9 protein-coding genes are annotated in these 14,518 nt (G+C 58.3%); all 9 read left to right on the plus strand.

Annotated elements, in window-relative coordinates; all coding sequences use genetic code 11:
- Positions 1 to 37: 37 nt before the first annotated feature.
- The 9 genes from K1X80_RS10000 to K1X80_RS10040 all read left to right on the plus strand — a co-directional run bounded on the left by K1X80_RS10000 (position 38) and on the right by K1X80_RS10040 (position 14,485).
- Positions 38 to 637: a hypothetical protein gene (locus tag K1X80_RS10000; RefSeq protein ID WP_200656960.1), complete on the plus strand. Its 600-nt coding sequence runs from the start codon at positions 38 to 40 to the stop codon at positions 635 to 637.
- Positions 634 to 2,976 (plus strand): hypothetical protein, encoded by a 2,343-nt coding sequence (locus K1X80_RS10005; protein ID WP_220172859.1) that lies wholly within the window; start codon positions 634 to 636, stop codon positions 2,974 to 2,976. The genes K1X80_RS10000 and K1X80_RS10005 overlap by 4 nt, the downstream gene beginning before the upstream one ends.
- Positions 2,966 to 3,430: a hypothetical protein gene (locus K1X80_RS10010; protein WP_220172860.1), complete on the plus strand. Its 465-nt coding sequence runs from the start codon at positions 2,966 to 2,968 to the stop codon at positions 3,428 to 3,430. Before K1X80_RS10005 ends, K1X80_RS10010 begins: the two co-directional genes overlap by 11 nt.
- 51 nt (positions 3,431 to 3,481) lie before the next feature.
- Positions 3,482 to 3,985 carry a hypothetical protein gene (locus K1X80_RS10015; RefSeq protein ID WP_220172861.1) on the plus strand — a complete coding sequence of 168 codons (504 nt, stop codon included), beginning with the start codon at positions 3,482 to 3,484 and terminating at the stop codon, positions 3,983 to 3,985.
- Between the two features lie 10 nt (positions 3,986 to 3,995).
- Positions 3,996 to 6,035, plus strand: coding sequence for a hypothetical protein (locus K1X80_RS10020; protein WP_220172862.1), 2,040 nt, complete (start codon positions 3,996 to 3,998; stop codon positions 6,033 to 6,035).
- Entirely contained in the window at positions 6,032 to 7,960 is a 1,929-nt protein-coding gene (locus K1X80_RS10025) for a hypothetical protein (RefSeq protein WP_220172863.1), read from the plus strand. Before K1X80_RS10020 ends, K1X80_RS10025 begins: the two co-directional genes overlap by 4 nt.
- Positions 7,960 to 10,512 (plus strand): hypothetical protein, encoded by a 2,553-nt coding sequence (locus K1X80_RS10030; RefSeq protein WP_169871222.1) that lies wholly within the window; start codon positions 7,960 to 7,962, stop codon positions 10,510 to 10,512. Before K1X80_RS10025 ends, K1X80_RS10030 begins: the two co-directional genes overlap by 1 nt.
- A gap of 69 nt (positions 10,513 to 10,581) precedes the next feature.
- Positions 10,582 to 13,341: a hypothetical protein gene (locus K1X80_RS10035; protein WP_220172864.1), complete on the plus strand. Its 2,760-nt coding sequence runs from the start codon at positions 10,582 to 10,584 to the stop codon at positions 13,339 to 13,341.
- Between the two features lie 79 nt (positions 13,342 to 13,420).
- Complete coding sequence (locus K1X80_RS10040; protein ID WP_220172865.1) at positions 13,421 to 14,485, plus strand: hypothetical protein; 1,065 nt, start codon at positions 13,421 to 13,423, stop codon at positions 14,483 to 14,485.
- The last annotated feature ends 33 nt before the right edge of the window (positions 14,486 to 14,518 follow it).

The following is a 14,518-nucleotide window of genomic DNA, read 5'->3' on the forward strand; positions in this document are numbered from 1 at the left end:
GCCCTTCGGGGCCCTTTTCTTTTTCTGAGGTTCCCGAATGTCCAGCGATATCGAAATCTGCAACCTCGCGCTGTCGCGGGTGGCTGTAACCAAGGCTATTGCCTCGTTTACCGAGCGGAGCATAGAGGCTGAACAGTGCCGCGTGCTTTACCCACATCTGCGTGGGCTGGTGTTGCAAGAGTTCCCCTGGCCATTCGCGGAATCAATCGTTGCGCTGGCCTCCCTCGGTAGCCCTGCGCCTGGCTGGGCGTTCCGTTATCGGTACCCGGCCGACTGCCTCAAGATTCGCAACATCGTGCAACCAGGGTTTCGTCGCGCACTGAGCAGCGACATGGAAATCCCATATCAAATTGGCTACGACGCCGGCGGGCGGGTGATTCATACCGACCAGCCTGAGGCGGTGTGCCGTTTCACCTTCAAGGTTGAAGACTCAACGTTCTTCGACGCACTTTTTGTCGAGGCACTGGCCTGGCGTCTGGCAATGGATCTGGCCTTGCCGCTGACCTCAAAGGCAGACCTACAGCAGTTCGCCGCCCAGCAGTACCAAATGGCCCTGACCCTGGCCGAGGGGTCGGCCTTCCAAGAGTCGCAGTCCGACCCCGAGCCTGAATCTGAATTCGTCACGGTGAGAGCATGAGCAGCGTTCTTCAGCCCACCTTCGCGGCTGGCGAGCTGTCGCCGTCGGCCAGCGCCCGCACCGACATTGCCCGTTACTACACCGGGCTCAAGCTCTGCCGCAACTTCATGGTCATGCCCTACGGTGGCGTGCGGAACCGGGCGGGCACAAAGTTCGTGTGTGAGGTCAAGGACTCGACCAAGCGTTGCCGCCTGATCCCGTTCCAGTTCAACGACGTGCAGACCTACGTGCTGGCGTTCGGCGACCTGAACATGCGGGTTATCAAGGACGGTGGCCAGGTGCTGTATAGCGCCGGCCCTAGCGTTGGTCAGCCTTTCGAGCTGGCGTTGCCGTACACCCAGAACGACCTGAGCCTGTTGAACTTTACCCAGTCCGCCGACGTGATGACGTTCGCGCAGCCCAGCTACAAACCCCGCGAACTGAGCCGACTGGCACACGACAACTGGACCACGGCGGAAATCAGCTTGGCCCCGCGCATTGCTGCACCAGCTTCAGCAGCGGCTGTTTCTGCTGGTGGTTCCGGTACTCAGCAGACTTGGCGATATCAGGTGACAGCTGTTCTCGATGACGGCAACACCCTGGACGAGTCACTGCCGGCAACTTCAAACAGCGTTACCAGCTTTGCAGATACGGCAATCGCCACGATCACCTGGCCAGCAGTCACTGGGGCCACCTATTACATCGTCTACAAGGACAACGCAGGCGCCGGGATCTACGGGTTTATCGGTCGCGCTACGGCCCTCACGTTCACTGACAACAACATCACCGCCGTTAAGACGGATACGCCGCCCAATGGCAAAGACCCATTCGTGGGAGCCGGCAACTACCCGGGCGCTGTGGGCTACTACCAGCAGCGCCTGGTGTTCGCCGGTAGCGACCTAAGTCCCCAAACCGTCTGGATGAGCAAGACCGGGCTGTTCAAGAACTTCGGGTTCTCGACCCCAAACAAGGACGATGACGCCATAACGTTCACTATTGCCAGCAGGGAGGTGAACCGGATGCGTCACCTGCTGGGCCTGCGCAAGCTGCTAGGGCTCACGTCGGGCGGGGAGTGGACATTCTCCGGCGCCGACACAGGGTTGACCGCAAAGACCGTGCAGGCGAGCCAGGAAGGCTATGACGGATCTGCCATTGTTCCGCCCGTGGTGGTGGGCAACAGCGCGGTGTACGTGCAGGCCAGGGGTAGCCGGGTGTCGTCATTCGGTTACTCGCTCAATGCCGACGGGTTCGCCGCCGATGACCTGACCTTGTTCAGCGCCCACCTGTTCCGGGGGCGGGAGCTGACCAACGTTGCATATCAGAAAATTCCTGACTCCATCGTCTGGTATGTGCGTGATGACGGGATCTTGTTGGGCCTGACCTATTTGCCGGAACAGCAACTGGTGGGCTGGCACTGGCACGATACTGACGGCTTTGTCGAGTCCATCGCCTGCGTTCCAGAGGGGCAGGAGGATGCGCTTTATATGGTGGTCCGTCGCACCGTCAATGGCGTGCAGAAGCGCTATATCGAGCGGATGGCGTCACGCCAGATCACCAGCATTGAAGATGCTTTCTTTGTTGATTGCGGCCTGACCTATGACGGGCGCAACACGGATATCGCCAAGACCTTCACCCTTTCCGGCGGCAGCACTTGGCTGTTTCCCGAGGTGGTGACCATGACCGCCGTGGGGCACGCGCCGTTCACGGTGGGCAGCGTTGGCTTCGACTACTCGCTCAAGCGCGAGACCATGGACGAAAACGGCGACCCAGTGACCGAGATTGTCCGGGTTGAAGTGGTGGGCTACACCAGCCCTAGCGTGGTCACCGTCAAGCTACTGATCATCTGCCCGGAATCATTGCGTGCCGCCCCTGTTTCGACGTGGGCCCGCCAGGTCAAAACCCTGTCGGGCCTTGGCCACCTGGAAGGCAAGACCGTTTCCATCCTGACCGACGGCAGCGTGCATCCGCAGCGCGTTGTAACCGGCGGATCGGTTGCGTTGCAGGAAGCCGCGGGCATTGCTCATGTCGGCCTTCAGTACTTCTCCGACATGGAAACCCTCGACCTTGAGCTTAAAAACGCCAATGAAACGGTCCAGGACAAGAAGATTGCAGTCACGTCGCTGACGGTGGTGGTCGAGGAGTCGCGAGGCATTCTCGCGGGCATGAATAAAAACCAGCTGTACGAAGCCAAGACCAACCGCTACGAGTATGAGCCGCCTATTGAGCTGCTCACCGGACAGGCACAAATCACCATCCCCAACACCTGGCAGAACAAGGGCCGGGTGTTCATCCGCCAGGCTGACCCGCTCCCTCTGTCCGTGCTGGCGGTGATTCCGGAGGTGACCATTGGTGGCCGCTGATGTTTTGCCCATTGAACCCGAGGATATCGCCGTCATCTTGCGCGACGTGCGCCAGGCCGACATTGACGAAATCGTCGAGGGCCTCGGCGTGTCCCTGGAAAGTGAGCTGGTCGACGGCATCGCCGGCAGCCTGAACGCCCGGAAGATCGTAGTGGATGGCCAGATAGTCGCGGTGTTTGGTGACGCCGTGCACAGCCTTCTTGGCTCTGTCGGAGTGCCCTGGCTGATCAGCACCATCCACGTCGAGCATCACGCCCGCGCCTTCCTGAAGGTCTGCAAGCCAGAGGTTCAGGGAATGCTGACCCGCCACCGGCACCTATTCAATTATGTCGATGCCCGCAACACCGCCGCCATTCGCTGGCTGAAGTGGCTTGGCTTCGACTTCGGTGAGGCCGTCCCGTATGGGCCCAGGCGCCTGCCGTTCTACCCCTTTACCTTGGATCGAGAGGAATAACCCATGTGCTGGATGGCATTGATACCAGTCGCCATAGGCCTGGCGGGAAGCATGATGCAGGCCCAGGGGCAGAAACAGAATGCCGCCTTTGAATCGGGCATGTTGAAACAGAACGCTCTGTTCAAAGAGCAAACCGCCCAAGAGACCATCAACGCCGGCGACACCTCGGCAGATTGGCAGCGCGTGCGCACCGGGCAAATGGTCGGCACCCAACGCAGCGTACAGGCCGCCAACGGCATCGACGTGAACAGCGGCAGTTCCGCCCTGATCCAAGACGACACCGCCATGCTCGGCGAGCTGGACGCCCTGACGATCCAGAACAACGCGGCGCGTGAGGCTTACGGCTACCGCGTACAGGCACAGCAGGACAGGACCAACGCCAAGCAAACCGTCAAAAACGGCAATACCGCTGCCATGGGTTCAATCCTGGGCGGCCTGGGAAATGCTTTTGGTTCGTTCGCCGGCGGCGGTGGGTTTGGCGGCGCTGGCGCGGGTACGCAGGCCGCAATGTCGGGCGGTACCAGTCGTTTAAATGCCAATCAGCGCCTTGCGTAAGGGGTAGGTAATGCCAAGAGTACCGACATACGACACGGCGCAGATCCAGCAGCAGCCAACCCGGCCTATTCAATTGCAGGGCGTTGCGCCGGATAACACCTCAATTGGCCAGGGGCTTCAAGGCCTGGCGCGCGGCGCGCAAATGCTCATGGACAAAGAGCGCGAGAAGGCCGACACGGCGCGCCTGATGGACGCCGACAACCAGCTCACAAAGTGGCAGCAGCAAGCCATGTACGCGGAGAACGGTGGCGTCTACACCCGCAAAGGGCAGAACGCCCTGGACGTGACCAACCAGACTCTGGATCAGTTCGAAAAGGCTCAGGAAGACATTGCCAAAAGCCTGACCAGCGATCAGCAGCGGGCCAGGTATGCGCAGATCGTCAATAGCCGGCGCAACTCACTGTCGAATGACCTGAATCGCTATGAGTACGGCGAGCGCCAGAACTATTACGGCCAGGTCGAAAAGGCCCAGCTTGAAACGTCGATGCAGGGTGCTGCCCTGGAATATCGCGATCCGACCAAAGTCGATGGCCATCGCCAGAAAATGGGAGCAGTGCTTGACAGTCGAGCTCAGCGCCTCGGACTCTCGCCTGAGGCGGCGGAAGCTGAAAAGCTCAAATTCAATAGCTCGCTGAACTCTGATGTGCTCCAACGGCACGCGAATGACGACCCTTACGCGGCTCAGAAACTGCTGAAGCAATATGAAGGGGCCATGACGGCTGACGACCTAGTTCGGGTCGGCGGCATGATCGAAAATAAAGTAGACCGCTTGCAGCAAAAGGCCGAGATGGCTCAATTGCGTAATGAGGCCAAAGCCGAACGCACATTGGGGAAGATCAACGCCCAGATATCCAGCGGTATCCCGGCCACAGACGAAATGTGGAAACAATGGGGTAGCCAGGTCCGTGGCACGCCAGCCCAGGCCGAGTTCAACGAGCTGATCAAGCAGGAGGTGGACACGCAAAAAATCCTCAGGCTGCCTATTGATCAGCAGATCACTGCGATCAATGCCAAAACGGCCAAGCTGCAAACCGAAGGCGGGACCGTTACTGATGCCACAAATCTGAACCGTCTCTCCCGCGCCGTCGACGCCTCGGCGAAGATGATGAGCGATTCACCAGTCGATTATTTCCAACAGCGCCTGGGCGGTGATGTCACCCCGATAGACCTGAATTCGCCTGATCTTGGGGCAGTGCTAACTGATCGAGTATCGGCCATTCAGGGAATGCAGCAGAAGTTCGGATCGACCGTGGCAATGAAGCCTCTTCTGCCGCAAGAGGCCAAGCAGATCAGCGCCCAGCTCGCGGAGATGTCCCCGGAACAACAGAGCCAGTTATTTGCAACGCTGCACAGCGCCATGGGCGATGACAAAGCCTATTCCGGTGCCATGCAGCAGATCGCCCCGGACTCTCCAATACGCGCACTTACCGGCCTGTTGGCGGGCAAGCAGCGCTCCATGATCACAAACACCAATTGGTTCAGACCCGACGACGTTGTCACAAGTGGGGATGTGGCCAAGACCATGGCCCTGGGGGAGTCCATCCTGAACAAATCCAAGACGGAAAAAGGGGCAGACGGCAAAGGGGCATCCTTTCCACTTCCCAAACAGGCGGACTTCCAACTGGAACTGAACAAGCAACTGGGCAACGTTTTTGCCGGTCAGCCCCAGTCTTATCAGCTCGCGGCCCAGGCTGTGAAGTCCTACTACACCGGTGCCGCTGCTGAAAAGGGGAACGTGTCCGGAGAAGTTGACCGCAGCCTGTTGCGTCAGGCGATCAAGGCATCAGTGGGGGAGGTTGTCGACTTCAATGGCGGTGAAACCCTTGCGCCGTGGGGAATGCCCGGCCATACCTTCCGCGATGTGGCCACCGAGCGGTTGGTAGGCACTATGAAAGCGCAGGGTATGAGTGAGGCGGATATTGCTACCGCTGATGCTCTGACACTGCGTCAGTACAAGGACGGCATCTACTACGTCATGCAGGGTCAGCAGTTCAAGTACGGCACAGACGGTAAGCCGTTAATGGTCAACATCAATGAGGATGCACAATGAGCCTTATCGGCGATCTGGCATTCAGCGACCAGCGCACGCTTGAGCAGGATTCGCTGGCCAACCCTGCTACCACTCTTCCGGAGCCCGGATTTTGGGATGGATCAGGAACTGCGCTGTTCAGCGGTATCGGCCAGGGCCTTGCTCAGTTGACGTTGCAGGCGGCCCAGTACGGCAACGACCCTACGCAGATGATTTCGCTCAACGTTGAAAGTGATGAGGACAACCTTGCGCGCCGCGAGCACATCGGCGATATGCGCAATGAGATGACCGAGCGCATGCGGCCCGATGCGGCCACCAGCGGCACAGCGGCGCAGGTTCTGTTCGGCCTGGGTGATGCGGGCTCGAGGTTTGCCTTTGGCCTTGCCTCGGGTGGTATGCCTGTTGGCGCGCTGACCGCCGGCACATCGATGGGCGAGCAGCGGTTTGCCGAGCTGAAAGGTCAGGGGGTTGATACCAAGACGGCCGCGATTGCTGGTGCGATAGAGGGCGGCGTGATCGGCGTCGGCGCCTTCCTGCCCGCCGCCCGCCTGTTCAGTGCTCCGGCGGTCGATCTGGCCGCAACTGCAGGCGCCAACGTGGGTCTGGGTATTGCTGCCCGTGGCGGTGTTGGGGCGGTGCTGGAGAAGAATGGGTATACGCAGCAGTCCCAGCAATACAAAGCGCTGGATGCGACTGGGCTGGCCGTTGACGGCTTGCTTGGTGGTCTGTTCTGGGGCGCTGGCCGGGCGATGACTCGCGGAGTTTTGGCGGGAGAGGCTGACGCAGCCCTGACCGCGAACAACGGACTTCACCATCAGCACGGCACCGCCCCCGGTGCGCCAGTAGATGCGCGATCAAGCATTGCGCACCAGGCCGCCCTTGATCAGGCCATTGCTCAGCTTGGTCGCGGGGAGCCCGTCAATCTGGGCGGCATTGCGGATGATGCGACCTTTATCAGAGCCGACCAGATCGGACCGCGCCGGGAGGTGATACGCCAGCAGGCTGAGCAAGAGGTGTTCGCGGCCGCCCGCGCCGAACTTGAGCCCGTCGCTGCGACCGGCCTGCCGAATGTGCGGGATCTGCGCACCGAACTGGGCACCCTGCAAAAAACTGTTGATGGTCTGGATGGCACTTATCGCGAATCGGCCAAGTCTTTCCAGCGCCAGGGCATGAGCCGCAAGCAGGCAGAACGCGCAGCACGGGACGGCATAGCCGAACAGCGACAAGCCGCCCAAGGCCGTATCGGCGAGATAAATCAAGCGCTTGATGGAAACCGTGCAGCCGAACGGGCTGGTGCTGACCTGGCCGCTATGGACCGTGGCCAGGTGCCTGGCCGGCTTGCAATGAAGGTCGACGAGCGCGCCGAACAGATCGGTAGCGCATTCAAGCGCACGGCCCTGGCCAGCAGCGTGTCCCCCGACCACGGCGCGGCATTGATGCGCGCCGCCGGCAAAGAGATGGAGAAACTGTTACGGGAAGGCGGGCACATCGTTGACGACATCAAGGTAAGCCCATCCCGCGACATCGACATTGGTGCACCTGCCGCAACCGCTCGATCCGATGGCGAAGCACCGAGGGCGCCTGAATCCACCGCCCCCCCGGATCTTTCCGTTCAGCCAGAAGGCGCGCGCGCGGATACCGAGCAGCAAGGACAGCTAACACAAGAAGCACCAGTACCAAGTCCCGAGCAGATCCGAGAGCCGTCATCCGCTGCCGCTGATCCTCTTGCCGATATCGACGCCGCCTTGCCCGCGCTCGTTGATTCCATTGTTTCGGGCGAGCGTGACGTACAGATACCTACCGGGGCATTCAATGAAGACGGCTCAGCGGTCACCGTGTCTGCCCGTGAAATGCTGGCTGAGGCAGATGGCAACATCGCCCGCGCCGAAAATGACTCGAAAGGGTTTCTTGCTGCCGCCTTGTGCGCGCTGAGGTTTGGTAACTGATGAAACAGCAATGTATCCAGGCGGTTCAACAGGCTATTGGCCGAACGCTAAACCAGGCCGAAATCAAAGACATCCAGGCCCGCATATCTCGGAGCATGCGCCAGCTCGCGCAAACCGATCCCGCGTGGCAATCGTTGACCGCGGCTGATCGCCTTGCCCAGTCCGCTCAAAGTGCAGCCAGGGAGCTGCGCGCCGAGGCCGCCAAGAGTAAGCAGCGTGTGGGGCTGACTATCCTGGCGCATGACCGCGTTGCCAACTACATGAAGCAATTCCCAGATGACCCCCTACTGGCGCTTGATCGCATGCTGGCGTTTTCCTCCGATGGCCCCGGCATATTCTCGATTGAATCGGCAACGAACGGTATTCGCGCTGAAGCCATGGGCAGCATGCTTGAGGCCATCGATTTCACACGGGGCAAGATGCTCGGTCTATTCGCTGATGCTGAAAAAGCCCGCTCGCTAGTCCAGGAGCTCCACGGGGAAAACAGCGGTGTGCCTGAGGCAAAGGTGGCGGCCAAGCAGTTCCATGATGTGGTTGAGCGACTTCGCCAGCGGTTCAACCGGGCTGGTGGTGACGTTGGCCGGCTCGATGACTGGGCGATCCCTCGCAGCCATAGCCAGTTGAAGGCGGCTCGCAATAAGGATGCCTGGATAAACGACCATGTGGCCTGGGCCAACCGATCCAAGTACCTCAACGAAGACGGCAGCCGCATGACCGACTCGGAACTGCATGACTTTTTCAGCCATGCTTGGGTAACGGTTTCCTCTGGCGGGGTGAACAAGATCACTCCGGGCGCGATCACCGGCGGGGGTGCCCGCGCAAACCGAGGCAGCGAGTCACGTCAGATCCATTACCGCGATTCCGACGCCTACATGGCCGCTCAGGAGAAGTACGGCGACCGAGGATTGATGGATCTGATGTTCGGACATATCGACCGCGCCGCACGGGATATTGCCTTGGTCGAAACTCTTGGGCCGAACCCCAATAACGCAATGCGCTTTCACACCGAGACCGCCTACAAGCAGGCCGTCGAAGCCAAGCCCGAGAAGATGAAAGCTCTGGGCAAACGGGTGCGCCGCCTTGAGAACCTGTATACCGAGGTGGCCGGCACCCGCGAACCGCCCGCATCGGCACGCATAGCCAATGCCTTCGACACGTACCGAGCGACCAACGTGGGCGGTAAGCTCGGGTCGGCTGTGATCACGGGCCTGAGCGATCAGGGCACCATTGCGATTACTTCCAAGATCAACGGAATGCCGGTAATGAAGGTGTTCGCCAACGAGACGCGAATGCTGAACCCGGCTGACGCCACACACCGGCGTATCGCCATGCGGGCAGGCCTTGGTATCGATCAGTTGATTGGTAGCCTGAGCCGCTGGGGCACCGAAGGGCTCGGAATTGATGGTGAGGTGGCGGGGCGGACAGCTAAGTGGTCGCAAACCGCTGCCACAAAGGTATTGCAGTTATCCGGCATGAACGCGATTGACGGCGGCAACCGACGCGCATTCGGCGCCGTCATGATGGACGTAACCGGCGACCTTACCCGTCGCTTTGATTCACTGGCCGCCCTTGAGGCCGGCGACCGAAAGATCATGCAGTCACGTGGTATCACCGATCAAGATTGGTCGGTATGGCGCCTGGCCCAGCCCGAAGACTGGCGCGGGGCCGGCGACCAGGTGCTGACCGCCGGCAGCATCTACCGCATTGCGGACGCCGACCTGGCGCCACTGGTTGGCAAGCTTGGCGTGTCTGCCAGCAGGCTCAGGGAACAGGCTGCCACCAAACTACTGGGAGTTGTCCTCGATGAGACCAGTATGGCAATACCCGCGCCGGGAGCCCGCGAGCGTGCCTTTATGCACGGCAACAACAAGCGCGGGGAGTGGAGCGGCGAGTTTATGCGCAGCTTCTGGCAGTTCAAGTCCTTCCCCGTCTCAATGATTTTCAAGCACTTCAAGCGTGCGCTGGCACAAGAAACGGGATGGGGGAAGGCTGGATACGTTGCAGCTCTGTTCGCCACCACTACCGTGCTGGGTGCCATGGCCCTGCAAATCAACGAAATTGCCAGTGGTCGAGACCCAAAGAACATGGTCGACGACGAGCTTGGCGGCATTCCAGGGCTGCGCTTTGGCATGGCTGCCATGCTCAAGGGCGGCGCGCTGTCGCTCTATGGCGACTTCCTGTTCAACAACACCACTCAGGGTGGTACGTCCGCGCTGGCCGCATTCGGCGGCCCACTCGCCGGCGACGTGGAGACGCTGCTCAACCTGCGAGGCATTACCGCCAACGCAGTACTGGACGACAAAGACCCTTCAAGCATTGGCGCGCGCCTGCTCCAGCTGGGTAAGGGGCATATCCCCGGTGCAAATCTCTGGTACACCAAAGCAGCCACCGACCACATGATTTTCCACCAGATGCAGGAGTACTTCTCGCCTGGCTACCTAAGCCGGATGGAGCGGCGCGCCCAGAAAGAATTCGGGCAGAGCTTCTGGTGGGAACCTGGAGAAATGTCCCCATCCAGGCCGCCAGACCTCGGAGCCGCCGCCGGCAATTAAACCTAACAACCCTAACGAAGCCCGCCACTGAGCGGGCTTTTTTTCGTCCCGAGAAAAGGAGTCACGACAGTGACAGTTCAAACAAGTAACAACGTAGCGACCTTCGATGGGAACGGGATTACCACTGTTCATCCTTTCAATTTTAAGTTCTTTGATGGCCGCGACCTGGTCGTGCTTTTGATTGATAGGGCAACGCGTGATATCCAAACGCTTGTTTTGAATTCTGACTTTACTGCCCAGGGTGCTGGTGGTGAGTCTGGTGGCTCAGTAACAACCGCCATTGCTCCGCCGACAGGTAAGGTTCTTCGGGTTTCGCGTGAACTGAACATTACCCAAGATACTAGCCTTCGAAATCAGGGTAAATTTTTGGCGGAAGTGCATGAAGATGTATTCGACAAACTAGTAATGATTTCCCAACAAATCCAGGAGCAGGTTGACCGGTCTGTGAAGGTTCCGGTAGACGGCACGGGAACTGGAGATGAACTGGTAGAGCAGCTATTTGATGCTCGAGATATCGCGGTGCAGAGCGCGGCAGAAGCAGAAGCCATTGCGGAGCAGTTTGGTGATGTAGATCAGGCCATCACGGCGGCAGAGGCGGCGGCAACGGCAGCGGAAGGATCCAGGGACCAGGCGGCAGAAAGCTCCGGGCTTGCTGCGGTATATCTGTCAGCGGCGCAGGCAGCGGCTGACGCTGCCCAGATCAATGCTGATGTTTATCCTGATGTGGCGGCCGGCCTTGCTGCGACTTCCAATGGGCAGTATTTCAGTGTCGTTTCGCCTGACTCCGCAGAGTACCTGGTGCTTTATCGGAACATGGGCGGTGCGGAAGTTGAGCAGAAGCGCTACCCCAGTTCGCAAATTGACTCAAGGACGGTCAACCAAGCCAAGGGGTTCCCTTTTAAGCAACTGAGTCGTGGCGGCGTGATTTCTGCCGCAAGCACCGTTTTCAACAACTTGGTGCTAGATGTTCGTGTGCTTGGTGCGGCGCCTTTGATGGACGGCAAATACTTCCGAATCGCATTTTTTCAGAACGAATCGGTTATCGGCGGCAACGCTGACCAGGGCATCGTGATTGAAGAGTTTGAGGCTTCCTCCTACTTGAGTACCGGTACGGCCACAACAATCCACAACCACACGGATGCTCCTGCCGATATAGTTAGATCCGGCGGAGTTCAAACCTTTGTTGTTGCACCGGCATCCCGGGCCGGGTTGCGATTTATGATCACCATCAACGCGGCATTTCTCCCTGCAGCAGGTCTCGCAGTTAATGCGCTGACAAGCGATCGGCAGCATTACTCTTGGATTATTGATCCGAACGCTTATCAAGTCATTGGCGGTCTGGGTAGCTCTTTGCTGGTAAACAAAGGCAGCGTTTACCCGCAACGTAAAATGACGCGGAATGGTGTTACCAGCTCTGCACCGGCAGCTTTTATGTCCTGCATTCTTTCGGCAGAGGTTCATGGTGCCAGGGCCGGAAAGTATTATCGGCTAGCCTATTTCAAGAACGGCACCACACTATTGCCAGGCCCTGATGACGGGTGGATGGTCGAAGAGATAGACGCTTTAGACTATGACACCGCTGCAAACTCTCCGTTAATCGTCGTGAACTACACAGACGTTGGAACCCCAGCGCTTCCCCGTGACGGCATCCAAACCATTCGCCTTGAAAGTACAGTGGTGACCGGGCTCTATATAAAGCTGTCGATCGATACAACAGCTCTACCTGCCTACGGCACTCCAATCGGTAGTAATCAGACGTTCCAGGCTGGCTACAGCTACATCATTGACCCAAGCAACTACACCCTCGCAGCGGCGCCAATAGCATCTGGCGATGCTATGCCGGTCAAATGGTCAATTTCAAGTAACGTGCTGCGCGTAGCTTGGGCGAGTGCTGGCCGTTGCTTCCGGATGACGTTCGGTCTACTCGGGGTAAACCAGCTGCCGAACCTGATAACCCAGGAAGGTGCGGCTGGCAGTGATCTTGCCAATGCTGTTTGGTCTCAACTCAGCACCACGGGGTCTGACTATTTGCCTCCGTTCCAGGTCTCTGCCGACGCCAACGGCGATGGCGGGGCGCTTGCTTTTACTGGTGGGTCGCACGGGTCCAATGGTGATGCGACTGGGTCGCCAACGGCTCGCAATATGCTTTATCGGGTGTACGCAGACGACACGGCGGTAAGTAGCGGATCTGGCTCGGCGCAATGTGTAAACGTCCAGATCGTTAACGAGGTGCAGGCTCATAACACAAAGACAGCCGGCCGCTACGTTCTGCGTCAGTCGTTCAACATCAACTTTCGGGCATGGGGCATGGAGGTGACAGCAGATGTCCATGCGCTGGAGGCGGTACACGTCATTACCGATTACGCGCTCCAGGCTATAACCTTTGGATGGCAGGGTACTCAGTTGGTGCTTGGCGGCAGTAATACCGAAAGGGTTCCGTTCATAGCTGCGCAGAACAACTCTGGGCTGAAGTCCGCCAACCCCAATGCCTGGGCTCTGGTGCTGCAGCACCCAACCAGCGGGCAAATGACTCTTTGGATGGACAAAGGGTATGAGGCAGGTGACGGTCGTTACGTGGATGCGGGTGCACCCCTGCTGCGCGGAGAAGCCACCACAAAGTGGTACTTGGGCGTAGTGCTGCCGCCGCTCGCTGGTCCTGCCTCCGGCCAGGCCTTTGCCGCAGGCTCCGGCTACAAGTACCGGGCCGGCATTTCCTGGCAGGGCGTGGGCATGCAGCCAGCGGGTTACGACTCCATCGTCCGGATCAAGCAGTCTGGCGGTGATACATTCGCCTACGGATTGCCGGACGCCAGCTTCGTTAAGGTGTAGTGATTTTTGCGGAACCTCTTTCCAGAGGATAGTATTGCCGGCGCGGGCCCGGGAGGGGCTATCTCTGGAAGAGGAATTCGTGAAAAAAATAACTTTAGTTTTTGCTGCTGCCTTGGTGCTGGCGGTAGTCGGAATCGCTGCGTGGCCAAAAAGTGAATTACCACCTTTCAAGGGTAATGATTACTGGTCTGCGATTGGAGAGAAAAAAGGAAGAGATATTTCCGATCTAGGGTGGGATATCAGAGAGGGTAAAACCCTGCGTGTATGGTGGGATGATGGCGATCACAGCTATCGGGTCACGTTCGAACGATTGGGTGTAAATAATCTTCCAAACATTCGTGCCGTAGAGCACCGAGAAAAAAGTTCGGGCGTTTTTGGAAGTTGGATTCCAGTCAACCGAACTGGTAGTGACTGGCTTCCCCCGATTATTGTCAAGGCTCTTGGGAGCTACGACAAAGGGACTATGGCGTTTACTGGCGGCAGTCACGGCTCAACAGGTTCTGACGGCGGTAGCCCAACTGCTAAAAATACAAAGTTTCAAATACTTGTTGATGGTATCGAAAAATCCTCGCCTGGAAGAGGAAAGGCTGAAGACATTACAATTTACGTGACGAACGAAATTGCCGGATTTAATACAAAAGAGTCTGGGCGTCTGGTAATGCGTCAGCAGTTTTTTATAGAGTTTCGTGATGGCGGAATTTATGTTGATGCTAAAAATACCGCTCTTGAAGATGTAGGGGTGGTTGTCGATTATGGGCTTCAGTCCATTACTACGGGGTTCAAGGATCGCCTAAAATTATATGGCTCTAATCTCGCAACCGAAAAATACGTAGATGCTGACTTCAATTCCGGGCCAAAATCGCAAAATCCCAGCGTATGGGCGGCGTCATTTGATACCGATCGGCATGGCGGCATGATGCTTTGGATGGATCGCGGCTACGAAGATGGCGATACTCGATACGTCGACGAGCGTCAGCAACTGATAAGAGGTAGCAAGTATTCCAAGTGGTATCTAGGCGTAGTACTGTCGGACAGGGTTTCAAGGCCAAACGGATTTGAGTTCACGAAGGGTGACAGCTACAGCTACCGAGCAGGTATTGTATTCACCCCTCCGAATGAAGAGGCGTTTGTAGTCAACTGGTAAAAATCTACTCCAGCCCAAGTGTATTATGGGCTG

Source organism: Pseudomonas sp. So3.2b (assembly GCF_019464415.1).
In the GTDB taxonomy this organism is placed as follows: domain Bacteria; phylum Pseudomonadota; class Gammaproteobacteria; order Pseudomonadales; family Pseudomonadaceae; genus Aquipseudomonas; species Aquipseudomonas shahriarae.

Excerpts from the sequence above, each read along its gene's own strand:
- K1X80_RS10015 (WP_220172861.1), top strand. The coding sequence starts at position 3,482 with ATGATGCAGGCCCAGGGGCAGAAACAGAATGCCGCCTTTGAATCGGGC.
- K1X80_RS10020 (WP_220172862.1), top strand. The coding sequence starts at position 3,996 with ATGCCAAGAGTACCGACATACGACACGGCGCAGATCCAGCAGCAGCCA.
- K1X80_RS10005 (WP_220172859.1), top strand. The coding sequence starts at position 634 with ATGAGCAGCGTTCTTCAGCCCACCTTCGCGGCTGGCGAGCTGTCGCCG.
- K1X80_RS10030 (WP_169871222.1), top strand. The coding sequence starts at position 7,960 with ATGAAACAGCAATGTATCCAGGCGGTTCAACAGGCTATTGGCCGAACG.
- K1X80_RS10000 (WP_200656960.1), top strand. The coding sequence starts at position 38 with ATGTCCAGCGATATCGAAATCTGCAACCTCGCGCTGTCGCGGGTGGCT.
- K1X80_RS10025 (WP_220172863.1), top strand. The coding sequence starts at position 6,032 with ATGAGCCTTATCGGCGATCTGGCATTCAGCGACCAGCGCACGCTTGAG.